Raw genomic sequence first — 22,473 nt, forward strand, 5'->3', positions numbered from 1 at the left:
ACTTGACTTTCATGGCTACACGGAATATCCATCCAGATTTTCTTTTCCTGCTTGAATTCAAAGAAGCATCTTTGATCCGGTTGTATAAAGAGCTCCGGGCTTTCATACTGGACATTTATCCGGCCAGCAACGAAATGCTCTATCATACACATGCACTCACCAGCACATATTCCATTTCGGATAAACTCGCTGATTCCTTTTGTATGATCCCCATTTACACCAATCACCTCAATCTTGGTTTCAACAAAGGCACACTGCTCAAAGATCCACATCAGCTACTCACCGGAACAGGCAACCTCATCCGACATATCCCCATCCAAACCGGGAATGATTTCAACAATAAAAAAGTGAAGGACCTGGTGAAGGCCGCAGTGGAATTTGCTATCCGTGATATGGACAAACCCACCAAGGTCACAGGAACAACCATATCGAAGATAAAAGCTAAGTAATTCCGTAGATTCGTATCCGAATGAGTACCATCCTGCGCCAGCACATAGAAAAGATCGTTCCGTTAACGGATGAAGAGTTCGATCGGGTAATGTCCCATTTCAAAACCCGCAAATTGAAAAAGCACCAGTTCCTGTTGCAGGAAGGCGATACTGCGCATGCTCATTTCGATAATTTTGTTGTATCCGGATTGCTGAAAGTGTACCATACCAGCGATGATGGCCATGAACATATCCTTCAGTTTGCCCCGGAAGACTGGTGGGTAGCGGATTACAGAGCCAACTATTTTGAATCGTCTGCGGTGGTGAACATCAGTTGCCTTGAAAACAGTGAACTGCTTACCATCAGTTACGCAAACAGGGAGCAGCTCTGCAAAGAATTCCATAAGCTGGAACATTTTTTCCGGAAAAAAGCAACCGGAGGTTTTGTATCCCAGCAACGACGCATTCTCTCCCTGCTCAACAACAATGCAAAAGAACGGTACGAAGAATTCCTGAGCCTTTATCCCGGCCTCAGTCAGCGACTCTCCAAAACCCTGATAGCATCCTACCTCGGTGTGTCCCGCGAAACCCTCAGCCGCCTGTCCGATTAAAACTGTGATCTACCTCACAGAAAATTTGTGACCTGCCTCATTGGCTACCCCTGCCCGATGCCCCAACTTTGCACTGTAATTCAAAAAGGCATGAAAAAGATACAGACAGTTGCAGTGGCGGTGGCAGCATTATTGCTGACAACCCTTCACCTGGAATCAACAGCTCAAACAAAAAAATCAATTACCATGAGCAAGAAAATTTTATTCGTCGTGACCAGTCACGACAAAAAAGGAAATACCGGAGAGCCAACAGGCTATTATCTCGGAGAGGTTTCCCATCCCTGGGAAGTGTTGCATGATGCCGGATACGAGATCGAATTCGTGAGTCCCAAAGGCGGTAAAGCACCCGTTGACGGCTTCGACCTCAACGATCCTGTCAATAAGAAGTTCTGGGAAGATCCCGCTTATCATGCAAAAGTGGAAAACACGATGAAGCCTTCGGAAGTGGACCCTTCAAAATATGCAGCTATCTTCTATGCAGGAGGGCACGGCGCCATGTGGGACCTGGCCGATGATAAAGGTCTCTCGGATATTGCCACAAAGATCTATGCCAACGGTGGTATTGTAAGCGCAGTTTGTCATGGTCCTGCAGGACTGGTGAATGTGAAAGACGCCAATGGAAAATACCTGGTGGACGGAAAGAAGATAAACGCATTCACCAATGAGGAAGAAGAAGCTGTAAAAATGGAAAAAGTGGTTCCTTTCGCACTCGAATCCAAACTGATCGAACGCGGAGCGAAATTTGAGAAATCCGGTCTCTGGCAGAATCACGTAACCGTTGACCAGCGCGTGATCACCGGCCAAAACCCGCAATCAGCCAAGTCTGTGGGCGAAGCCATTCTGAAAGAACTGAAAAAATAAGCAGTACAGGTTCATATTTGCGCCGGCCGGGTCTCAGTTCCCGGCCGGCATTTTTGTCATCTTCAAGCCCTCCGCGGCCTTATACGGCAATTCTTCGTAATAGTAGAAAAATAGACAACCAATTACTCCAGATTGGAATAACTTCGAAGAACACTTCAACCCTTCTCAGCTATTATCGCTCCAATACCCATCGATTTTTTCAATCATCAAACTCATAACAATGATCATTGTTCACGACATTTTCGTTTGCAAGCCAGGCAACGCCTCCAAACTCGCAAAGAAATTCAAGGAAGCCATGACAGGCTATTCAGAAATAAAACATATCATGACCGATGTAACTGGCCAGTTCAACAGGGTGATACTCGTTTCAGAATACGAAAGCCTCACTACCTATGAGCAAAGCTGGAAAAAATATGAGGAGGATACAGAGGCCAACCGCAAAATGCAGGAAGTAATGCAGGGTTACACTGACATGTACCTTACTGGTTCCCGTGAGATATTCAAGGTTTGGTAAGATCAGTTATTGCAGAGCCGCTGCAGGAGCATCGCTCCTTGTTTGTCTGCTCCTACTGTGCTGTTCACTAATATGATTACCGCAACTTTCTTTTCGGGCGCTACACTCAGGTAGGAGCGAAATCCTCCTGATGCCCCATTATGGAAGATCGCGTTGAGTTTTCCATATTTCAACAGCACCCATGCCATGCCGATATGGAAATTCTTATCTGAAAAAGTGGTATCATGCGTAAGCTGTATCGCTTTTTCCAGTTTTTTATTCGGTGCGTCCCATTGTGCTTTTGCATATTTCAGCATGTCAGCAGCAGTGGAACGCAATCCACCAGCACCCTGATAAATGGGAGGAAGGTTACGGGGAAAATGATAACTGCCATCTTCATCATACCCTTTGGCATATGCAGCGGAATCCTGATGACGGATATCGATACGGATATCCTTCATCCCCATCGGACTTGCAATGAATTTTTGCACCAGCTCTTCATAGCTCATATTGTAGGTCCTTTGCATGATGGTGCTGGCCAATGCAAATCCCGCATTGGAATATTCATTCTTCAAGCCCGGCTCACGCGTGAGTTTGAGGTTCTTCAACCAACCGAAGAATTTCTCGATCGGATAAATGATGATCCCTTTTTCATCGATCCTTTCATCTTTGAAATCTGCCGGCATCCTTGGGAAGGCCGATGTATGATTCAGCAGGTCTTTAATGGTAACAACGCGTCCATTGAATTCAAGGGATGGAATGGAATCAGGAAGATATTTGTTCACCGGATCATCCAGCCTGACCTTACCCTCGCCAATGGCCAGCGCCACGATAGTAGCTGTAATGGTTTTGCTGATCGACCCTAATTCAAACAAGGTATTGCTGGCCGGTATATTGTGCTTTGTTTTATCAGCTTCACCATAACCATAAAAATAAGTTGTACCGTTTTTCAGAATGCCGATGCTCGCTCCTTCCGTTCCTGCCTGCTGTAAATAGGTCCTTACGATGGAGTCCACCATTTTATCCTGGTCCGTTTTTAAAGGATTATTGTGGGGGATCTTGTCTACGCCTGCCCTGGGAGCGATGTATTGCCTGAAGAAAAAAGTAGACACTTTATCGCCATCGCCCAGTCCTATCCCCAATGTCATCGGCTTCGTGGCAAACACGCCTTTGTATAGGATCACGCCATCTGCATTCCGTTCAAAGATGATTTCCTTCATTTCGCCCAATGGAAAAAGCGACTGCTGTGTAACGTTGATGAATTCTTCCTTCTTGATCGCATTTTTGAAATCCTGCCCGGTAAGACCATACAATTTCTCAGCATCTTTTTCATTCACATATTTTTTCGCCAGCTCAGCAACAGAGTCCGTTCGTTGTAGAAGGGTTCGCTGCGCGAAGCCGCCCAGGGATACCAGGCTCAATAATAAGATGCAGGCAGATTGTGTCAGTCGTCTGGAGAGGATTGTCATTTTGCAGATTTTTTCTGTAAGGATGATCAAATATGGTAATTGTTACGGGCTTTTCAAAGCGGTATTGATGACCGGTAGCGATGAAATGCTGAATCGCCTGTTTTTCATATCAATGTTTATTTTTTTTATATTTGAAGAACGTTCCTCTCCCGATAACCGGAATCAGCTCCTGCACTCCTTTCGAAATACAACTCCAGCCCAGGGAACCGCTATTGTTTCTGCTTGCCAGTTGCCCCTGAATCAGCCCTGACCTTTAACTGTAACTATTAACACATATGAACTTCAGCAGCATTTGCCTGATACGCAGACTGCGATTAATCCGTTAACCGAATGTCGCCATTACTTACAAAATCAAATTTCATCATCATCACCGGAGGCCCCGGAATGGGTAAGACTGCGCTGGTACAGCACCTGTCGGAACTAGGCTATCGTCATGTTCCGGAAACCGGACGCTCCATCATTCAGCAACAGGTACAGGACGATGGCGATGCCCTGCCCTGGAAAGACAGGGCCGCTTATGCGCAGCTCATGTTCAACAAGAGCCTGGAAGATTATTTCAAACTCATAACCGCCTCCGATCCGATATTTTTCGACAGGGGAATCCCGGACGTGATCGGTTACCTGGAACTTTGTGGGTTGCCAGTTCCTTACGCCATGATTGAAACGGCCAGGAGTAACCGCTATCACAGAGATGTATTCATCACTCCGCCCTGGCAGGAGATCTACGAGAACGATACGGAAAGAAAACAGGATTTTGAAGAAGCCGTCAGAACCTGGGAAATGATGACGGAAGTGTATACCCGGTTCAACTACAACCTGGTGGAAATCCCCAAACTACCTGTGAGCGACCGCGTCTGCTTTATGCTCGATCATCTCCACACTGTGCTTTGACGCTCTTCACCCTCAAATTGCCGCAATCCACCGGCATTGCTTTTGACCGGTTCCGGTAAATTGCAGTATCCATTCACCTAAATACCGGATCATGCAAAACTCCAGGAAATTCAAATCAGTGGATGAGTACATCAGTGCCTTTCCTCCCGATATTCAGATCAAACTGAAAGAGATCAGGGCACTGATCCGCGCAGCGGCACCCAAAGCAGAGGAGATGATCAGCTACAACATGCCAGGCTACAAGCAGAATAGCATGCTGGTATATTTTGCGGCCAACAAGGCTCATCTCGGTTTTTATCCGGCAACCACGAGGCTGGAAGATTTCGAAAAAGAGCTTTCGAAATTCAACGGCACCAAAGGTTCGATTCATTTCCCCTACGATGCGCCACTGCCCGCGAAATTGATTTCAAGAATTGTGAAATTCAGAACAAAAGAAAATGAAGCGCTGGCAAAGATCAAAGCGGAAAAGAAAAAGGTGAAAAAATAGAATCAATCCCTGCTCGTACAGAAATCTCCGCTATCATTAATTTCCAGGAATTGAGTAGGCGTTCCGCCGGTGTAGAATTTGAAGTCCCTGATCAGATGGCTCTGGTCGTGATAACCAAACTGTACGATCAGGTCGAACCAGTCAACCGGCTTGCCTCTTTCGGCCATCAGGTAGGCCACCACCTGTTTGAACCGGAGATACCGGAGTAGTTCCTTTGGAGAATACCCTACATATTTTTTGAAACGCATCTGCACAGCGCGTTCCGTGATGGCCGCTTTTTCAGCGATCACTTTGGAGGGACTAAGTACGGGATCGAAAAAAGCAGAGGCATTTTCCAACAATGGCTGAACAGCATCCTCCCCTTCTTTTGCAGCTTTCGCGAGATATTCTTTCAGTAATTCAACACGAAGCTCCGTAGCAGGTAAGGCATTCATTTCTTCCCAGAGCGTATTCAGATTGTCAGCATATTCAGCCACACTGTCTTCATCCGACAGATCCACATTATTTGTGCTTAGCTTCATGAAACGAAAAAAACCATCGTTCACGAAAGGAAGGGTTAGCAGGTCTGTTCCGGGTTTCAGCTCATAGTTGAGCATTTTCCGCATAGGACCGATGATCCCGATCCGCTCCACCTGCTGCTCTGCGATCTCCTCCTCTCCAAAAGAAAATGAGAGGGCTGGACCGAAATTAAACACCAGCACCATTTCCAGGCTGGGCGAAAGATGGTACACAACTGTATCCGCATCCTCCTTCATCCTGATACCATAGATATGTCTCACTATTTCAGTGAGCGCGCCCTCAAGCTCATACCTTGTGCCATTGTCTGATCTCATCGGCTTCGTTTTCGTACAATGAGGCGGGATCCCGCCATTCTACATTTGTGTAACAAAACAAAAATAAACAATTAAAAACTTCAATATGGGATTACACACAATACTCGGAGCCAATGGAACCATCGCCGATGCTCTTGTTCCTGTTCTGCAGGCTAATAATGAAAAGATAAGACTGGTATCGCGCAAGCCGAAACCTGTCCCCGGCGCAGAAACCTTTACCGCGGATGTGACCAGCAGGGAACAGGTGTTTGCAGCTGTGAAAGGCTCGGAGATCGTTTACCTGCTGGTGGGAATACAATACAATATCGATGTGTGGAGAAGGGATTGGCCCGTGATCATCCGCAATGTGATCGATGCCTGCAAAGCTGCCAATGCAACACTTGTGTTCTTCGACAACGCTTACATGTATGGAAAAGTGGACGGCCCCATCACAGAGGAAACGCCATACAGACCTTCCAGCAAAAAAGGACAGGTGCGTGCCGGCATTGCAACTACCCTTCAGGAAGAAATGAGATCCGGTGGGCTCAAAGCCATCATCGCAAGAGCTGTGGACTTCTACGGCCCGGGGGTTACCGAGAAAAGCGCACCGGGACTACTGGTGTTCACCAATATGCGCAAAGGGAAGAAAGCACAATGGTTCATCAACCCCAACGTGCCCCGCTCCTACAATTACACACCCGATGCAGGAAAAGCTTTGTACATGCTGGCCAAAACACCTTCCGCCACCGGCCAGGTCTGGCATCTTCCTACTGTTGATCCTCCATTGACCGGCAAACAGTTTGTTGCCATGGCAGCGAAATACATGAATGCTTCAGATAAAGTGAAAGTATTACCCAGGTGGATACTGAAGATCGCGGGGCTCTTCAATCCATTCATAAAAGAGATGTACGAAATGCATTACCAGGATGAATTACCCTTTGTATTCAATTCCTCCAAATTTGAAAAGGCGTTTGATTTCAAACCCACTTCCTGGGAAGAAGGGATCAGGCAAACGGCAGAATGGTATAAGCAGCAGCCTGTGGGATAGATCAAACCCTCAGCCAATACACAACTACGCAACAATAGCAAAAAACTTTTGTCTATTACTCTGTAACAAATGATCAAGGTGGACCGTCCCTCTGTTATCCGTCCCTGCACGGAGGGTATCTCAATTTACATAACTGCTAACCAACCATCACATGTTCAGAAACTACTTCAAAACTGCCTGGAGGAACCTGAGCAGAAATAAAACTGCTACCCTGATCAATATCACGGGACTGATGATCGGCATGACCTGCTGCCTCCTGATCGGACTGTATGCCTGGCATGAGATGAGCTACGATAATTTCCATGAAAAAAAGGATCGTATTGCCCGTGTGATCATGGCCTATCAATTCTCGGGAGAAAAAGGAAATAAAGGAGATTTCACCAGCACCAAAGTATTGCCCACTTTCCAGCGGAATTTTCCGGAAGTGGAAAGCGGAGCACGTATGATGCTGAATAATGGCATCATCACAGTGGGCGACAAACAATTTGAAGAATCGAAGATCCTCTTTGCAGACTCTTCCATGTTGAAGGTATTCTCTTTCAGATTACTTAAGGGCAATCCGGAACACGCACTTTCAGGTTTGTTCAAGATGGTTTTGTCTGCCTCTACAGCAAAAAAATATTTTGGTGATCAGAATCCGGTTGGACAGATCGTGAAATTCGGCGCCAGAGCCCAACCATTCGAGATCACGGGCATAGTGGAAGACTGCCCTTCCAACTCGCAGATCAAATATGATATGATCGCCTCCTTCTCATCCAAACAACAGAACCAGGAACAAACATACTTCAATGCCAATTATACAACATATCTGTTGTTCAAAGACCCTTCGGGTATTGCCAGCCTGCAGGAAAAGCTCCCGGCCTTCATGAAGGAAGAGACGAAAAACATGAGCAATACCACCATCAATTTCTTTCTGGAGCCATTTAAAGATATCCACCTGTATTCCGAATACGATGCAATGGAACCCAATACCAGTATCAACTACATCTATATTATCGGTTCTGTGGCGCTGCTCATCCTTGCCATCGCCTGCTTCACCTATATCAACCTGAGTACAGCCCGCTCCATGGAAAGAGCCAAAGAAGTAGGAATCCGAAAAGTAGTAGGTGCAGAAAAATCACAGATCTTCCGGCAGTTCCTCAGTGAATCGGTGATCCTCTCGAGCATCGCACTGATATTGAGTTTCGGTCTCGCCATATTACTGCTCCCTGTTTTCAATCATTTATCAGACAGGCAGCTGGAACCCCGATTGCTCTTTTCTCCTTTCGTGATCGGTATGTGTTTCTTTGCTATTATTTGTATCGGAGTACTGGCAGGCAGTTACCCTGCCATCGTGCTCTCGGCTTTTCAACCTGTACGCGTCCTGAAAGGAGCGTTCAAATCCACTTCATCCGGCGCATTGCTTCGTAAATCGCTGATCGTTTTTCAATTCAGCATTTCTGCTTTCCTGATCATCGCCACCTTCATCATTCAAAAACAATTGCATTTCATACAAAACAAGAAACTGGGCTACGAACGCGAACATGTACTGGTGTTGCCTTACGATGATAATGTAAGAAAGAATCTAAGCACCATCAGAACTGAATTTAAAAGTCATCCCGACATTCTGAATGTATCCCGTACCAGCAATGCCCCTACCCAGATAAACAGCGGCTACAATATGCGAAGCGCCAGCATGCCGGAAACAGAACAGATCTCCGTAAATGCTGTTATCATCGATGAAGAATATATCAAAACAACAGGAATACAGATCATTGCAGGAGAGGACCTCAACCAGCAGGATATGCTGGATGTTGCTTCCATGGAACCAGATGCAAAAAGATATTATCATTTCATCCTGAACGAATCTGCCGCTGCCACCATGGGCTGGACGCCACAGGAAGCTATCGGTAAATTATTCTGGCTAGATGAAAGCCGTCCCGGCATTGTGAAAGCAGTTGTGAAGGATTTCAATTTCCAGAGCATGCACACCCCCATCAAACCACTGGTGCTGTTTCCTGAGCCCTGGGCGCGTCAACTGCTGGTGAAAGTTTCCGGCAAGAATATCGAGCAGGCGCTGGAACATATGGAAGCGAAATGGAAACAACTGGTGCCAACGCGCCCATTCAATTATCATTTCCTGGATGAAGATTTCGATAAACTGTACAGGAGTGAGATCAGACTGGGCAAGGTGATCAATGTTTTTGCAGGGATTGCTATCAGCCTGGCCTGTCTCGGGTTATTTGGCCTTTCATCCTATACCACGCAACAAAGGATCAAAGAGATCGGAGTAAGAAGAGTGATCGGCGCTTCCGTTTTCAATATTGTATTCCTGCTGTCGAAAGACTTTGTAAAGTTTGTGATCATATCCTTTGCCATCGCCACACCGATGGCATGGTGGATCATGAGCAACTGGTTGCAGGATTATGCTTACGCCATCAAAATGCCTGTCTGGGTATTTGCACTGGCCGCGGTACTGATCATCATCATCACATTGATCACTATCAGTTTCCAATCCATCCGGGCAGCGCTGATGAACCCGGTCAAAAGTTTGAGATCAGAATAATCGATACCATGCCCGGTAACTCCCGGGCATTTTTTTCAGTAATTTTAGTGCATGCCGTCCGGTATGACCATCTCCAGATTTTCACCCAGTATTTCCCTGATGCCATTCATCAGGGAGTATATGGTCATTGAAGCAGAGCAGGAGCTGATCAACAGCCTTGTTCCGGATACATTTATGGCGATGGCCATCCGCATCAAAGGCACAACAGGTGTTCTCTCCGGCAATGACCTTACACAAATTCCATCAGGTATCATCAGCGGGCTTTCCGATACTACCAGAACAGTTAGCTATGCCGCCAACAGCGCCAATCTGATCATTGCATTCAAAGACGGAGGCATGGCAGCTTTCAGCCCGGTTCCCGCGCATGAGCTCTTTGCGAAAAGCATTTCAGCCGGCAACATCTTCCCCCCTGCAGAACTTCAAATACTCAGTGAAAAAATACAGGATGCTATCACACATGAAGCGCGCATCCAACTGCTCGATCAATTTCTTCTGAATAAATTGAAAGCTACTCCCTCCGATCCAATGATCAACAGGGCAGTGGAGCTTATTCGCAAGCACAAAGGCATTATCCGGGTAAAAGATCTCGCCACTGCATTGCATATCAGCCAGGACCCCTTTGAAAAAAAGTTCAGGGCCAGGATCGGTTCCTCTCCTAAGAAATTCGCTTCCATCACGCGCATACGTAACCTCATCAACAACTACGCTTCTTACACTTCACTTACAGATGCCAGTTATGATGCCGGTTTCTATGATCAATCACATTTCATCAAAGAGTTCCGGCAATTCACCGGAAAATCCCCTTCAGCTTTTTTCAGCGCCCCTCCTGCCTGGTAAAAAATGATTTTTTACAATTTCTGCCCCCTGCGGGATCCTAGCTTTGTAATAAATCAGAAGCATGAAACCTGGACAATACTTTTTAGCGGTGCTGATCATCGCCATCGCCCTTTCTATTCCTGCAAATATGCAGGCACAACAGAGAAAATCAATCAAACTAAAGGAAGCAGATATGAATAATGAACTAACAAAAAATAAAACGATCGTCCGGCAATTATTCGAAACAGCATTGAACCCGAGAAAATTTGAACTTGTTCAACAATTCATTCATCCCGAATACATCAGCGCAACAGGACAGAAAGGAGTGGACGCCTTTACCAGCCAGGTGACCGATCTCCTCAAAGCCAATCCAGACCTGCAATGGACCATCCATGAACTGATTGCGGAAGAAAATAAAGTATGGGCACGCTGGACCACCACCATCAATCAGTCAACCGAAAATCCCATCACTACAACTGGTATCGGCACCTATCTTATCGAAAATGGAAAGATCATCCGCTCCTTCGCATTGGTAGACAGGCTAAGCTTTTTTCAGCAAAAGAAACTCCTGCCGGAAAACCTCAGCATCTTACAAGCGAAAGCAAGTCCTGAAAAAGTTATCTTTATAGACAGGTTTGTAGTGCCCGCCAACGCATTGAATGAATTCAGGGAACGGGTGAAAACAAACAGAAATCTTATAAGAACAATCCCGGGATTCATTGAAGATGTTGCTTTTGAAAGTAAAGACTCAAATGACAACACCATTTATGTTACTGTAGCAGAATGGGCATCAAAAGAGTCGCTTCTAAAAGCAAAAGAAGCTGTGCAGGCAGCCTACAAAAAGGAAGGCTTTGATATCGCAGCGATGCTACACAGACTTAATATAACACTCGACCGGCAGGAATTCAAACCAGCCGCCGATCACTAAAAATCAATTACCGGTATGCATTGCAAACTCAAACGAATCTCATCTCTTTTCATAACTTTTCAGATCCGCCTCAGTTTGTATTGCACATGTTTTCTTTTTTTACATTTTTCCGCTTTTGCACAACGTGTTTTAAGCTTTGACGATGCATACCAGGGAGATGGGTCCGCACTTAACGCTCCATTACCGCGCTTTGAAAAATGGCTGAGGCCGGATCTGTTGCTGATGAGGAAAGACGGAAAACTTGTTGCAATAGATCCTGTAAAGAAAACTATCAATCCCTACCCCAACTACAACCAGAGCATAAATGCACCCAAACAGAATATTCCGGCAAACAGTCAGCTGTATACCGAAAGCCCTGACCCGAAGTACGCAGCCTTCGTGCAAAACAACAATATCATCTTACACAACAGGGAACAAAATAATTTTACTCCCATCACTTCAGATGGAAACGATTCTCTCCTGAATGGCAAAGCAACCTTTGTTTATGAGGAAGAAATTACCGGCGCTAATACCATGCGATGGAGCCATAACGGACGCTTCCTCGCCTTCATGCAATTTGATGAAAGCAATGTTCCCGTATTCTCCCTGTACATTCCTGAAGGACAGCACGGTCATCTCGAAAAACAAAGATTCCCCAAAGCAGGCGACCCAAATCCCAAAGTAAAGATCGGCATCGTGGATGCCTTCTCAAAGAAGTTGATCTGGGCCGACTTTGATTCTGATGCGGATCAATATTTTGGCCGCCTTTATTTTACTCCGGATAATAAGCTCCTCGTCCACTGGTTGAACAGGGAACAAAATATTCTCCTTGTTTACGAAGTGGAACCGGAAAACGGAAAAAAGAAATTATTGTACGAAGAACGGCAGCCAACCTGGTTAGACATCAATAACGCAGCCGGCTTCGATTACATCAATAAAGGCAGGAACATCATCATTACCTCTGATAAAACTGGCTATCGCCATTACTATTTCCACAAACAGGATGGAACCTTTATCAATGCTATTACATCTGGGAACTATGATGTAACCTATTTTCTTTCTGTAGATGAATCCAAGCAGGTTTTTTATTTCGCTGCAAGAAAGGAAAACTCCGCACGCTTCGATATCTATTCCGTTCGTCTCAACGGAACTGGCCTGCGCCGCATCAGCAAAGGCGATTTTCATTACACCAATATTTTCTTCAGCCCGGATCACAAATATTTTGTAGCCAATTACAGTAATACCAATACCATCACCCGGTCTGCAGTTTTCGACATCAATGGCAACAAACTCCTCGATATCGGTAATGAAAAAGGAAAGGAATTCGATCAATATGCGCTGCCGAAAAAATCATTCATCCGCATTAAAAGCACCGATGGACTTTTCGACCTGCCGGTGACCATCACATATCCGCAACCCTTCGATAGCACCAAACAATATCCCGTACTCATGACAGTCTACGGCGGTCCTGAAGCAGGGAAAGTGTACGACAAATGGGAAACTTCGCTTCCGGAGATCTACTGGGCTCAGCAGGGCGTAATCCAGGTGATTGCCGATAACCGCGCCAGTGGCCACTTTGGAAAGAAAGGAATCGACCTCAGCCATCGACAGATGGGCATTAACGAGATCGAAGATTTTATGGCAGTCGGCAAATGGCTGAAACAACAACCCTGGGTACATCCCAACAAACTTTGTATCACCGGATTCAGCTACGGCGGTTACATGACCTGTATGGCGCTCACCTATGGGGCTGATGTATTCGACTATGGTGTGGCTTACTATGGCACTTCGGACTGGCGACTCTACGATACTCAATACACGGAAAGATATATGGATAGCCCATCCGAAAATCCTGAAGGTTACAAAAAGACTGCCGTTAAAACCTGGCTTCACAAATACAAAGGCATGTTGCGCATCATCCATGGCAATAGCGATAACAACGTGCATCCACAGCATAGTCTGGAAATTGTAGACAGTTTACAGGAACTGGGAAAGCATTTTGAATTCATCCTGTATCCCGGTGTACGACATGGGTTCAGAGGAAATAAATGGTTACACAGCAAACAGGAACTGGCCATCTTCATCAACAAATATCTTTTGACACCTTAACAAACAGCAGAAGATTATTGAGTAACTTCAATGCTATATCCTTAGCATATGAATTTTCACACTACCGTTCCGATATTATATTCAAACGATGTATTGAAAAGCCTGGAATACTACACAGAAGTATTGGGCTTCGATTGTAAATGGGACTGGGGCTCGCCGCCCACATTCGGAGGCGTAAGTAAAGACGGTGTACAGATCTTCTTCTGCGAAAAAGAACAGGGCAATCCCGGTACCTGGCTCAGCATTATGCTGGATGATGTGGACGAATATTACGAAAAAATAAAAGCGAAAGGCGCCATCATTTTAACACCACCCGAATCCATGACCTGGGGCATCCGCGAAATGCTGGTGCAGGACCATGATGGCCATTGTATCCGATTCGGACATAATATCTCCCACAGACCAGGCAATTCCTGTACTTTACCGGATACCGTTCGCATCGTGGAGAGAAAGCCAACTGTTGAAGAATACAAAGAGCTCGTTGCGGCTGTCGGCTGGACGGAGACCCAGCAAAACGCAGACCCGGAGCTGATCCTGTCGGCGCCCATCTTTGCTGTGGTGGCGGAAGAACTGGCTTCAGGAAAAGCCATCGGCTGTGCATTGCTGCTTGGAGACAATACCAGTTTCTATTATGTGAAAGATGTGATGGTGCAGCCTTCCTGGCAAAGCAAACATATCGGAACAGAAATGATGAATACCATCTCGAGATGGCTGAATCAAAACGCTCCTGCCAATGCTTTGGTAGGATTGTATACCGGGGGTTATCTCGCACCCTTTTATAACCAGTTTGGATTTAAGCATGCATATGGTATGAGTTTCCGCGTACAGAACCAGTTACCTTAATTCCTGTATTAAAGTGATCCCATGAGCCCGCAGCCACCAGAAAAAAAATACAGGTTGCTCTTTCCCGCTTTTGGCGCCATCATCTTTTGCATCCTTTACCTGGTTGCCGCCTGGCGCTATCCCGGAGGATCACAAACAGATGCGAAGAGCACCGGCTTCAGCTGGAAGCAGAACTATTGGTGCAACCTGCTCAATGAAACAGCTATCAACGGACAACCCAACAGTAGCAGGACCGTGGCCATGATCGCTATGCTGGTACTGGCCATCACACTGATCTATTTCTGGTACTTCTTCCCGCAGCAGGCAGGATTCAATATCATCAGCCGCCGCATCATCCAGGTTTCAGGCGCAGCAGCCATGCTTACAGGATTGTTCATGTCTGGCGAATCACATGATATGATCATCAACCTGGCATCATTGTTCGGCCTCGTGGCCATTGGCGGAACATTTGCAGGACTGTACAAACTGAAATGGAAAAGCCTGCTCTGGTTTGGTGTATTGAACCTTGTTTTGGTGGGGTTGAATAATTATTTGTACTACAATGTAGAGCTCAGGTACTACCTGCCGGTAGTGCAGAAGATCACTTTCTTCAGTTTCCTTCTCTGGATCAGTCTGATCTCCGTAAAATTATATCGCAGCAGTCAGGAACAATAAAAAACCGGCGCAGATGCAATATCCCGCCGGTTGAATTTATATCGATGTAAGAATATTATGCAGCGCTCACAGCAGCTTCCAAATCTGCCAGTACGATCTTCTTCATCTTCATCATTGCCTGCATGGCAGCTCCAGCCTTTGCCGGATCTTTATGCGTGATCAATTCGATCAGTCTTGGAGGAGTTACCTGCCAGCTCAATCCGAATTTGTCTTTACACCAGCCACACATACTTTCCTGTCCGCCATCGGATGTAAGTGCATTCCAGTATTTGTCGATATCTTCCTGCGTTTCTGCAGGGATCACAAAGGAGACGCTGTCGTTGAACTGTCCCTGCGGACCGAAGTTCAGTGCTACGAAATCCTGTCCGAAAATATTGAAGGAAGCAGTGATCAATGTTCCTTTAGGAGCAGGGCCATTATCCCCGGCACGCAGTTCGTTGCCAACAGTTGTTCCGGGAAACAGATCCTTATAAAATTTAACGGCTTCTTCCGCTTTGCCGTTAAAGCATAACATGGTAGTGAGTTTTTGTGAATTGAGCTTTTGCATATCGTTTGTGTTTTAAGGTTCGTAATTATTGACAACACAAACTTAGTTTTCTAATCTTGTTTTGAAGAGGGCCAACTGCGACTAATATAGGGTATATTGCGCCTATGAATTTTAATTCTGCAGCTAAAGAGATCCTGCAGGAGTTCCTGCAAAAACTAACCGGACTGAGCGCGGAGGAAACCGCTCCGCTATTCAGCACCACACGCCATGTTCAACTGACGAACAACCAGGTTTACATACCCATTGGCGACAAGAGCCGTAAACTCGCCTTCATTGAAAAAGGCGTGATGCGCGCATACGCAGTAAAGGAGAATGGAGATGAAGCTACGCTGTATATCAGATGGGAAGGGCAGTTCATAGCATCCCACGACACCATCATCAACTACCAGCCTTCCCGTTTCATCTACCGCGCACTGGAAGATTGTACGCTGATGGAAATCGATTATGATACACTGGACAAGATCATGCGGGAACAACCCAAATTCGAGCCGCTTCGCAATTTCTTCCTTATGCGCATGCTCTCGGAAACCCTGGATATGATCGAATCATTCGTATTCCTTTCACCCGAGGAACGCTACCAGAAACTGATCACAGACCGTTTCAATATCGTGAACCGGGTGCCGGACAAACACCTTGCATCCATGCTGGGCGTTACCCCGGTGAGCCTTAGCCGCATCCGCAAAAGGATCCAGCAGCAGAAAAAGATTAATTAACTTTTGTTAACCATTCCAGCCTGTACCTGCCTATACATTTGTTTTATCAAAAACATCCGGTATAGCCATGGAACAGGTAACCAAAATTTTCATTCAGATCTTCAGCATCTCCGCTGTCCGTTATTTCGTACTGGCAGGCATTCCCTTCCTGCTTTTTTATCTATTCTTCAACAACAAAATGAAGCATCTCAAGATCCAGCAGCGGCAGGCTGCCCGGAAAGATTTCTGGAGAGAGATCTGGCATTCGATGCAATCCACTTTTGTGTTCACCATCATCATCGTGATCCTGGCCGCAACACCTGTTAGACAATATACCCAGATCTACACGAATGTTTCCGACTACCCCGTATGGTGGATCCCCGTTAGTGTGGCGCTGGCCCTCGTGATCCATGACACTTATTTCTACTGGTTCCATCGCCTGATGCACCACCCGAAAATTTTCAAGTACACACATCTGGTGCATCATAAATCCACCAATCCTTCTCCCTGGACTTCTTACTCTTTCCATGTGCTTGAAGCGGTAGCCGAAGGCGGCGTGCTGGCTGTGCTGGTATTTGTGATGCCAATGCATGGACTCGGAATTCTCTGGTTCACCATCGCAGCTTTCATCATCAATGTGTACGGCCACCTGGGATATGAGATCATGCCGAAAGGACTGAGAAAATCATTCCTCTTCGAGATCATCAATACTTCAGTGCACCATAACCTGCACCACAGCAAATTCAAAGGTAATTACGGTTTATACTTCCGTTACTGGGATCGTATGATGGGAACTGAGAATCCCGATTATGTGAAGGAGTATGATAAGATCCAGGCTCAACGTTTCGGCCCTGAAGCCATTCCTGCAAAAGTAGTGGCAGAGCCTGTTGCCAAAAGAGCCTGATCAATGCAGCACCTGGTAATGCAACAATACCACACCGGAAGGAAATGTAGTGGACGAGAGTAGTTGCAGATCCTGCTGATCAAAATATTTTCCAAAGAAAGGTTTTCCCTTTCCGATGAGTACCGGATGTATCCACAACTGGTACTCATCTATCATTTCGAGCTTTATCAGGGCAGTCACCAGTCTGCCGCTACCATAGATGATGATGTTCTTGTTCTGCCCGTTCGACTCTTCCCTTAACCTCAGCATTCCTTCCTCGATCTCATCTTTCAGGATAATTGTATTGCTCCAGTCGGCTTTCTGCAGTCTTCTCGAAAACACTGCTTTCTGGTGATGGTTCATCATTACTGCGTACGCATAATCTTCGCGGGCACAAAGTGGATTGGAAGTTTTCCCGGGCCAGAAACCAGCCATCGCCTGGTAAGTAACCCGCCCCAGCAGGATCGTATCCGCCTTGCTCAACTCTCTGGCCAACTGCTCTCCCATCTGCGGATCCCAGCATTCAAAATGCCAGTCGAGCTCCCCATTGGGGCCAGCCATATAGCCATCCAGCGTAATATTCATCGATACAATCACTTTGCGCATTCGTCCAGATTTTAGTGTACGGGGTTAATAAACAGAATTATCCTTCATACAAAATTATCCAGTCGTACGCTCTAAATGCGGGTGTGAAGTTGACAAATGAGGGTCATTTTACGACAGCCGAACTCACAAAAATTGTATTTTCACAGCATAATGTCTTTAACCCCTTATCATCTGCATACTTGAAAACCGGATTAACCTTTACCCTGCTTCTGCTTTTCTTCAATCTCCTGCATGGCCAGTCTGTAGTGGACACATTTAAGAATATGGATACCGTAACAGTAGCCAGGCAAAAACAGATAATTAATGGTGTGAACAGGCTTTCATTAGGTGTAAAGCAGATAGAAGCGGCGCCAAAGCTACTGGGGATAGCAGATCCCTTGAAATCAATACGATTCCTTCCGGGTTTTGGCAATGGGGGCGATGCCAATTCGGGTGTACAATACAGAGGGCTTCCGTCAGGAAACAATGGCTATTTTTACAACGGAGTCCTTGTTCATAACCCAAGCCATCTTTTCGGATTATTCCCTTTATTCAATAATAATGTTGTTGAAGACCTGAAGATCTACACGAGTGTTGTTCCGGGAAAGTATTTCGGCAAATTATCCGGCTACATTGATATAAATAGTAACTGGCAGATCAGAGATACTACCCTTATTAAAGCAGAAGCCTCCCTTGCTCATCTGGGTGTAGGCGCCCGGATTGAACGGGACTCCATTCAAATGGTGGAACTATTCTGGAGGAATACCTTTATGAATAAAACACTATGGCCTGTCTTAACTAAAACAGGGAAGGATCTGGAAGGAATGAACTATGATCTGTTCGACTTCAACATGAACGTCAAAAGGGTTTTCAATAAGCATTCGATAAAAGCTTTCTTATACACGGGTAGAGATAAAGCCATGTTTGATCTGTATGAAAAGAAAGCAAGAAACAGTATGGACTGGGGCAACCTGGTGATGGGCATAACACATACTGCTGATCTCCGGCGAAACCTGCAATGGGAAAATAATATCGGCTACTCGAAATACGATTCCCGCGTTGCATTTGACCTCTATGGCGAAGAGTTTTCACTGTTCAATCACCAGAAAACGGTAAGCATAAATTCTACTTTGACTTATCGAAAGCAGCGCCACTCCGTGGAAACAGGCCTCCTTTATTTGATGGATGATTTAGGTACTAATCTTCAGAATGAGGGCCAGCCAATTGAATCTGGTGGCAATGTCCGGTATAAAAGCAATCAACAATTATTCAAATATTTTTTGAACGCCAAATCTCCGTTGTCGGACAATATTGAACTGGAAGGCTCAATGAATCTTTCAACTGTTTCAACTGTAGAACACCCTTTCTTTATCAACCCGGCACTTACAGTATCATGGCTGATGGATGCAAGAAATACTTTTTTTGGGAGTTTATCGATGGCTTATCAGCCGGTACACCAGGTTGGTCTTACCAATATAAACCTTCCTGTTGATTACGTTATTCATGCAGACCGGAACCTCTCTGTTTCAAAAATACGGGAAGCCTCTGGCGGATACCGTTATGCAGGGGCCAGGATTGAATACAGTATAGATGTTTATTACAGATGGTTGTCAGATTTAAAAGAATTCAATGGGAACATCATCTCTTTAAATGAAAGCAATGATATTGCCAGCGGCATTGAAAATGGTAATGGAGTTACATACGGAGCTGATTTTTTTGCCAGATTTATCACTCCACGAAACTACTTTACCATAAACTACTCCTATTCAAGAAGCTTCAGAAAATTTGACGCAATCAATAACGGAGAATGGTATAAGTATATTTATGACCGCCCTCATAATTTAAGTATTGTGAATTCCTATAAGATCACTCCGAAACTATCTTTCTCGCTTAGCTTCATGTACAATAGCGGGAGCGCATATACTCCCACGGTAGGGATGTATTATTTTGGTAATTCCATTTTAGCGGAGTATGGAGCCAAAAACGGCGCCCGCATGGCTGCCTATCACAGGCTGGATGCAGGAGTGAACTGGCTATTCAAGAAAACAAGTAAAAGCAGGCAATCCCTGGGGTTTTCAATTATCAATATCTACAATCGCTCTAACCCAATTTATATATACCAAAGTTATGATCGGAATTATTATCAAAAGAACAATGCGTTTAAAATGATCCAAAAAGATGGTGCAAGTTTACCATTCTTACCAGCCATTACTTATTCATTAGAACTACTATGAAAAAGCTAATAGTAACAATCATTATAAGTATAACATTTTCGGCCTGCATCAAGGAAGCTGCCCACAAAAAATTCGAGCCTAAATTTGTAGTTGAAGGGGTGATCGAGAATGGAGCAGTTCCTGTGGTGAAAGTGATGCACAACATACCTACTAATTATATTATCAATGAGGAGCAACTGGAAGCGCTGATTGTGCGTTGGGCAAGCGTAAAGGTTTCCGGCGGAGGAGAAGAAGAGTATCTGACCTTAACGCGCAATGATAACGTTTTCCCTTATTTATTTTATGTAGGTAGTTCCCTGAAAGGAAAGGCAGGTCAGCAATACAAACTGGAAGTCAAATACAATAATGATATTTTTCTTTCTGAAACAGAAGTCCCTCTTTATACGCCTGCTATAAAAGACGTATCATATGAATGGCTTGATCCGGAAAAGGCTCAGCCAACCGTAAGTATTGACAATGTAAATCCGGAAGCCAATTATCTTTTGTTTACGAAGCTGAATACGCAACATGACTTTTATTCAACTACTCCCAGAGGGATCAAAGCTATTGATCAGGCAGGCAAACAATTTACTGTATCATTGCTAAGAACCCGATCCATACTGGACTCCACGAACGCTTCCAGATATTATGCAAAAGGTGATGAGATAACAATAAAAGTATCTAACGTTTCCGCAACAAGTTATACTTTATGGTCTGCTGTTTCTCAACAAGGACTTGCGCTTTCATTTCTCAATTACTCTTCTAATTTTTCTGGTAATATAGTAGGTAATGCTGTCGGTGTCTGGTATGGCGCCAATTCTTCGTTTAAGAAGCTGACTATCCAATAAAAAATGCCATCACGTAAGCGTGATGGCATTTTTATTATCTGATAAAGCGCCAGGCGCTTTAGTTCTCAAATTTTTCCAGCAAAGCTTCGATATCGTCGATCAGGTTTTCAAAACCCGTTTCTCCAAATGCTTCAAAGCTAACCTTTGATCCATCTCCGAATACGAGCAAAGGTTCTACATTATACTCATGTATAGTAGTCTCGCCATATGGGCGTTCATTATCTTTTAACTCAAAGGTAATTGCAGCTATTTTCTTCTTTGTTTTTGTGTTTACGACTACTGCAGCACCATGCTTGTTTAACAGGTTTGCCAGCAAAGTATAATACTCTTTTTCATACTTTTCATTATCACTCAGGTACTTTTTAAAGGCAGCATCATACAGATTGTTGGCTACTTCTACTTTGTCCCAATATTCATCCACTGCTGCCTGGTATTCCTGCTGGTTGTTATAGTCTTCATATTTAGGATATTTTAAGTTTCCGTAATAAGTATTATAATCCGGATATGCAGGCTCTCTGTCGCGCACTGTTTTCAGTTCATTGTGCATCGCTTTATAATCAATCTGTCCACCCATCGTTACGTTGCCCACTGCAAATGTTGTGTTTGCAGAAAGGAACAGATCCAATTCTTCGTCATCCTCAGAATTCACCAATTTGTCATAAGACAGTGAATTGAAGTTAGAGTTGGTTTCCAAAGCCATTAAAGTTTCGGCACCTTTGGCGAAGCTAAACTTAAAGCTGGCCAGCTTATTATCGTTCTTCGTTTCCAACTTCGCGGTATATGCTCCGAGAGAAAGGTTTACATTCACCAATTGAGGGAGCTTATCCTCATGGTAAGAAAAGTTTGAAGACAGGTTCATCACTTCCGAACTGTTGATCGTCATGCGGGCCGATAACTCAGAGGGCAATTCATAAGTTTCTTCTGTAGTTACTTCAACAATCTCATAGTTTCCTGTTTCCGGATTCTCTACATAGTCGTAGTGGGTACTATTGAAGACCCAGGATTTTCCAGAATTTTTATACGTTATGGTCAACACCGTATTGTTTGAAGTTCCATTCTGTGTAGCAGGAAAATGAAATTCAATTTTATCGTTGGAAGCAGTCAGATCCCAGTTACCCGTATTTTGGTTGTATTTGTAAATCCCATACGCCTTACTGAGTTGGTATGATTTCTTTTCTGGAATAGATGTTGTGGTGATTGAGGATAGCGCACTGTTGATGGCTGCTATTTCCAGTGTTCCTGCTCCCAGTTTTTTAATGGCATTTACGGTAATATCTACTTCAGGAGCTTCCAGCATATTGAAATTTTCCAATGCGTCTATAGCAGGATTGGAACTCAGATCATCAATTTTTTTCACAAATTCCCGCCCTTCAGTCTCCATAAAGGCTTTATTGGCAGTTACATTTTCCGTATTATAAGGCAATTCATAAATGGATGAATCAGAATCTTTTGATTTTTTACAGGCGCTAAATACTAACGGTGCTGCAATCAACAGCAATGCAGTTGTTTTTTTCATAATAAAATAAAGTTTTCTAGAATGGTATTTGAGAGAGGTAATAAGAATTAAGCTTTAAGGATTTAGTTAAGGATAAAAACGGGGCAAAATTACATTTATTATGTAACAGGCAAACTCGTGGAGATAGATTATTATTAAATCCGAGGGCTAAATACAATCCGTAAACGAAGTATTGGTGCAATGTCAACGAGTAGAATACCCAATTACCACAGGCT

22 protein-coding genes are annotated in these 22,473 nt (G+C 44.7%); 17 read left to right on the top strand and 5 right to left on the bottom strand.

Features of this window, described 5'->3' with window-relative positions:
* The first annotated feature begins 11 nt into the window (after nt 1–11).
* From FSB84_RS04450 to FSB84_RS04465, 4 genes are all read left to right on the top strand, one after another.
* Nucleotides 12–449 (top strand): DUF1801 domain-containing protein, encoded by a 438-nt coding sequence (locus tag FSB84_RS04450; protein WP_130542711.1) that lies wholly within the window; start codon nt 12–14, stop codon nt 447–449.
* A gap of 20 nt (nt 450–469) precedes the next feature.
* On the top strand, nt 470–1,039 hold the full coding sequence (locus FSB84_RS04455; protein WP_130542710.1) for a Crp/Fnr family transcriptional regulator: 570 nt from the start codon (nt 470–472) through the stop codon (nt 1,037–1,039).
* Between the two features lie 90 nt (nt 1,040–1,129).
* Nucleotides 1,130–1,900: a type 1 glutamine amidotransferase domain-containing protein gene (locus FSB84_RS04460; RefSeq protein ID WP_130542709.1), complete on the top strand. Its 771-nt coding sequence runs from the start codon at nt 1,130–1,132 to the stop codon at nt 1,898–1,900.
* 220 nt (nt 1,901–2,120) lie between these two features.
* On the top strand, nt 2,121–2,414 hold the full coding sequence (locus tag FSB84_RS04465) for a hypothetical protein (RefSeq protein ID WP_130542708.1): 294 nt from the start codon (nt 2,121–2,123) through the stop codon (nt 2,412–2,414).
* A 2-nt stretch (nt 2,415–2,416) separates the two neighbouring features.
* On the opposite strand, the gene FSB84_RS04470 is transcribed toward FSB84_RS04465, so the two are convergent.
* The gene (locus FSB84_RS04470) at nt 2,417–3,862 is read right to left on the bottom strand and encodes a serine hydrolase domain-containing protein (protein WP_130542707.1); all 1,446 of its coding nucleotides are present in this window, start codon (nt 3,860–3,862) and stop codon (nt 2,417–2,419) included.
* A 330-nt stretch (nt 3,863–4,192) separates the two neighbouring features.
* Here FSB84_RS04470 and FSB84_RS04475 point away from each other — a divergent pair, with 330 nt between their 5' ends.
* Both FSB84_RS04475 and FSB84_RS04480 read left to right on the top strand, forming a co-directional pair.
* A complete protein-coding gene (locus tag FSB84_RS04475) occupies nt 4,193–4,753 on the top strand; it encodes an AAA family ATPase (protein WP_130542706.1) in 561 nt (186 codons plus the stop codon).
* Between the two features lie 91 nt (nt 4,754–4,844).
* Nucleotides 4,845–5,240, top strand: a complete 396-nt coding sequence (locus FSB84_RS04480; RefSeq protein WP_130542705.1) for an iron chaperone — start codon at nt 4,845–4,847, stop codon at nt 5,238–5,240.
* Between the two features lie 2 nt (nt 5,241–5,242).
* Here FSB84_RS04480 and FSB84_RS04485 read toward each other — a convergent pair whose 3' ends face one another.
* Nucleotides 5,243–6,073, bottom strand: a complete 831-nt coding sequence (locus FSB84_RS04485) for a helix-turn-helix domain-containing protein (RefSeq protein ID WP_130542704.1) — start codon at nt 6,071–6,073, stop codon at nt 5,243–5,245.
* Nucleotides 6,074–6,158: 85 nt separating this feature from the next.
* On the opposite strand from FSB84_RS04485, the gene FSB84_RS04490 reads away from it, so the two are divergent.
* The 7 genes from FSB84_RS04490 (at nt 6,159) to FSB84_RS04520 (ending at nt 14,974) form a co-directional block, all read left to right on the top strand.
* A complete protein-coding gene (locus tag FSB84_RS04490; RefSeq protein ID WP_130542703.1) occupies nt 6,159–7,100 on the top strand; it encodes an NAD-dependent epimerase/dehydratase family protein in 942 nt (313 codons plus the stop codon).
* Nucleotides 7,101–7,251: 151 nt separating this feature from the next.
* Nucleotides 7,252–9,645, top strand: coding sequence for an ABC transporter permease (locus tag FSB84_RS04495; protein WP_130542702.1), 2,394 nt, complete (start codon nt 7,252–7,254; stop codon nt 9,643–9,645).
* A gap of 51 nt (nt 9,646–9,696) precedes the next feature.
* On the top strand, nt 9,697–10,482 hold the full coding sequence (locus tag FSB84_RS04500; RefSeq protein ID WP_130542701.1) for a helix-turn-helix domain-containing protein: 786 nt from the start codon (nt 9,697–9,699) through the stop codon (nt 10,480–10,482).
* Nucleotides 10,483–10,543: 61 nt separating this feature from the next.
* Nucleotides 10,544–11,389: an ester cyclase gene (locus FSB84_RS04505; protein WP_130542700.1), complete on the top strand. Its 846-nt coding sequence runs from the start codon at nt 10,544–10,546 to the stop codon at nt 11,387–11,389.
* A gap of 222 nt (nt 11,390–11,611) precedes the next feature.
* Nucleotides 11,612–13,477, top strand: coding sequence for a S9 family peptidase (locus FSB84_RS04510; protein WP_158643776.1), 1,866 nt, complete (start codon nt 11,612–11,614; stop codon nt 13,475–13,477).
* A gap of 48 nt (nt 13,478–13,525) precedes the next feature.
* Entirely contained in the window at nt 13,526–14,320 is a 795-nt protein-coding gene (locus FSB84_RS30625) for a GNAT family N-acetyltransferase (RefSeq protein ID WP_130542698.1), read from the top strand.
* Between the two features lie 21 nt (nt 14,321–14,341).
* Complete coding sequence (locus FSB84_RS04520) at nt 14,342–14,974, top strand: hypothetical protein (protein ID WP_130542697.1); 633 nt, start codon at nt 14,342–14,344, stop codon at nt 14,972–14,974.
* 55 nt (nt 14,975–15,029) lie between these two features.
* Here FSB84_RS04520 and FSB84_RS04525 read toward each other — a convergent pair whose 3' ends face one another.
* A complete protein-coding gene (locus FSB84_RS04525; RefSeq protein WP_130542696.1) occupies nt 15,030–15,521 on the bottom strand; it encodes a VOC family protein in 492 nt (163 codons plus the stop codon).
* Nucleotides 15,522–15,625: 104 nt separating this feature from the next.
* Here FSB84_RS04525 and FSB84_RS04530 point away from each other — a divergent pair, with 104 nt between their 5' ends.
* Together FSB84_RS04530 and FSB84_RS04535 are read left to right on the top strand one after the other, a co-directional pair.
* The gene (locus FSB84_RS04530; RefSeq protein ID WP_130542695.1) at nt 15,626–16,234 is read left to right on the top strand and encodes a Crp/Fnr family transcriptional regulator; all 609 of its coding nucleotides are present in this window, start codon (nt 15,626–15,628) and stop codon (nt 16,232–16,234) included.
* Nucleotides 16,235–16,301: 67 nt separating this feature from the next.
* Nucleotides 16,302–17,117, top strand: coding sequence for a sterol desaturase family protein (locus FSB84_RS04535; RefSeq protein ID WP_130542694.1), 816 nt, complete (start codon nt 16,302–16,304; stop codon nt 17,115–17,117).
* Here FSB84_RS04535 and FSB84_RS04540 read toward each other — a convergent pair whose 3' ends face one another.
* A complete protein-coding gene (locus FSB84_RS04540) occupies nt 17,118–17,702 on the bottom strand; it encodes a dihydrofolate reductase family protein (protein ID WP_130542693.1) in 585 nt (194 codons plus the stop codon).
* A gap of 179 nt (nt 17,703–17,881) precedes the next feature.
* Between FSB84_RS04540 and FSB84_RS04545 the strand changes: the two genes are divergently transcribed.
* Nucleotides 17,882–19,915 carry a TonB-dependent receptor plug domain-containing protein gene (locus FSB84_RS04545; protein WP_130542692.1) on the top strand — a complete coding sequence of 678 codons (2,034 nt, stop codon included), beginning with the start codon at nt 17,882–17,884 and terminating at the stop codon, nt 19,913–19,915.
* The gene (locus tag FSB84_RS04550) at nt 19,912–20,742 is read left to right on the top strand and encodes a DUF4249 family protein (protein WP_130542691.1); all 831 of its coding nucleotides are present in this window, start codon (nt 19,912–19,914) and stop codon (nt 20,740–20,742) included. The genes FSB84_RS04545 and FSB84_RS04550 overlap by 4 nt, the downstream gene beginning before the upstream one ends.
* A gap of 58 nt (nt 20,743–20,800) precedes the next feature.
* Here FSB84_RS04550 and FSB84_RS04555 read toward each other — a convergent pair whose 3' ends face one another.
* A complete protein-coding gene (locus tag FSB84_RS04555) occupies nt 20,801–22,258 on the bottom strand; it encodes a hypothetical protein (RefSeq protein WP_130542690.1) in 1,458 nt (485 codons plus the stop codon).
* Between the last annotated feature and the right edge of the window lie 215 nt (nt 22,259–22,473).

The sequence above is a fragment of the Pseudobacter ginsenosidimutans genome, assembly GCF_007970185.1.
Taxonomy (GTDB): Bacteria; Bacteroidota; Bacteroidia; order Chitinophagales; family Chitinophagaceae; genus Pseudobacter; species Pseudobacter ginsenosidimutans.

What these genes read in the sequence shown, in the direction of transcription:
- FSB84_RS04450 (WP_130542711.1), top strand. Translation starts at nt 12, where the DNA reads ATGGCTACACGGAATATCCATCCAGATTTTCTTTTCCTGCTTGAATTC.
- FSB84_RS04455 (WP_130542710.1), top strand. Translation starts at nt 470, where the DNA reads ATGAGTACCATCCTGCGCCAGCACATAGAAAAGATCGTTCCGTTAACG.
- FSB84_RS04460 (WP_130542709.1), top strand. Translation starts at nt 1,130, where the DNA reads ATGAAAAAGATACAGACAGTTGCAGTGGCGGTGGCAGCATTATTGCTG.
- FSB84_RS04465 (WP_130542708.1), top strand. Translation starts at nt 2,121, where the DNA reads ATGATCATTGTTCACGACATTTTCGTTTGCAAGCCAGGCAACGCCTCC.
- FSB84_RS04470 (WP_130542707.1), bottom strand. Translation starts at nt 3,862, where the DNA reads ATGACAATCCTCTCCAGACGACTGACACAATCTGCCTGCATCTTATTA.
- FSB84_RS04475 (WP_130542706.1), top strand. Translation starts at nt 4,193, where the DNA reads ATGTCGCCATTACTTACAAAATCAAATTTCATCATCATCACCGGAGGC.
- FSB84_RS04480 (WP_130542705.1), top strand. Translation starts at nt 4,845, where the DNA reads ATGCAAAACTCCAGGAAATTCAAATCAGTGGATGAGTACATCAGTGCC.
- FSB84_RS04485 (WP_130542704.1), bottom strand. Translation starts at nt 6,073, where the DNA reads ATGAGATCAGACAATGGCACAAGGTATGAGCTTGAGGGCGCGCTCACT.
- FSB84_RS04490 (WP_130542703.1), top strand. Translation starts at nt 6,159, where the DNA reads ATGGGATTACACACAATACTCGGAGCCAATGGAACCATCGCCGATGCT.
- FSB84_RS04495 (WP_130542702.1), top strand. Translation starts at nt 7,252, where the DNA reads ATGTTCAGAAACTACTTCAAAACTGCCTGGAGGAACCTGAGCAGAAAT.
- FSB84_RS04500 (WP_130542701.1), top strand. Translation starts at nt 9,697, where the DNA reads ATGCCGTCCGGTATGACCATCTCCAGATTTTCACCCAGTATTTCCCTG.
- FSB84_RS04505 (WP_130542700.1), top strand. Translation starts at nt 10,544, where the DNA reads ATGAAACCTGGACAATACTTTTTAGCGGTGCTGATCATCGCCATCGCC.
- FSB84_RS04510 (WP_158643776.1), top strand. Translation starts at nt 11,612, where the DNA reads ATGAGGAAAGACGGAAAACTTGTTGCAATAGATCCTGTAAAGAAAACT.
- FSB84_RS30625 (WP_130542698.1), top strand. Translation starts at nt 13,526, where the DNA reads ATGAATTTTCACACTACCGTTCCGATATTATATTCAAACGATGTATTG.
- FSB84_RS04520 (WP_130542697.1), top strand. Translation starts at nt 14,342, where the DNA reads ATGAGCCCGCAGCCACCAGAAAAAAAATACAGGTTGCTCTTTCCCGCT.
- FSB84_RS04525 (WP_130542696.1), bottom strand. Translation starts at nt 15,521, where the DNA reads ATGCAAAAGCTCAATTCACAAAAACTCACTACCATGTTATGCTTTAAC.
- FSB84_RS04530 (WP_130542695.1), top strand. Translation starts at nt 15,626, where the DNA reads ATGAATTTTAATTCTGCAGCTAAAGAGATCCTGCAGGAGTTCCTGCAA.
- FSB84_RS04535 (WP_130542694.1), top strand. Translation starts at nt 16,302, where the DNA reads ATGGAACAGGTAACCAAAATTTTCATTCAGATCTTCAGCATCTCCGCT.
- FSB84_RS04540 (WP_130542693.1), bottom strand. Translation starts at nt 17,702, where the DNA reads ATGCGCAAAGTGATTGTATCGATGAATATTACGCTGGATGGCTATATG.
- FSB84_RS04550 (WP_130542691.1), top strand. Translation starts at nt 19,912, where the DNA reads ATGAAAAAGCTAATAGTAACAATCATTATAAGTATAACATTTTCGGCC.
- FSB84_RS04555 (WP_130542690.1), bottom strand. Translation starts at nt 22,258, where the DNA reads ATGAAAAAAACAACTGCATTGCTGTTGATTGCAGCACCGTTAGTATTT.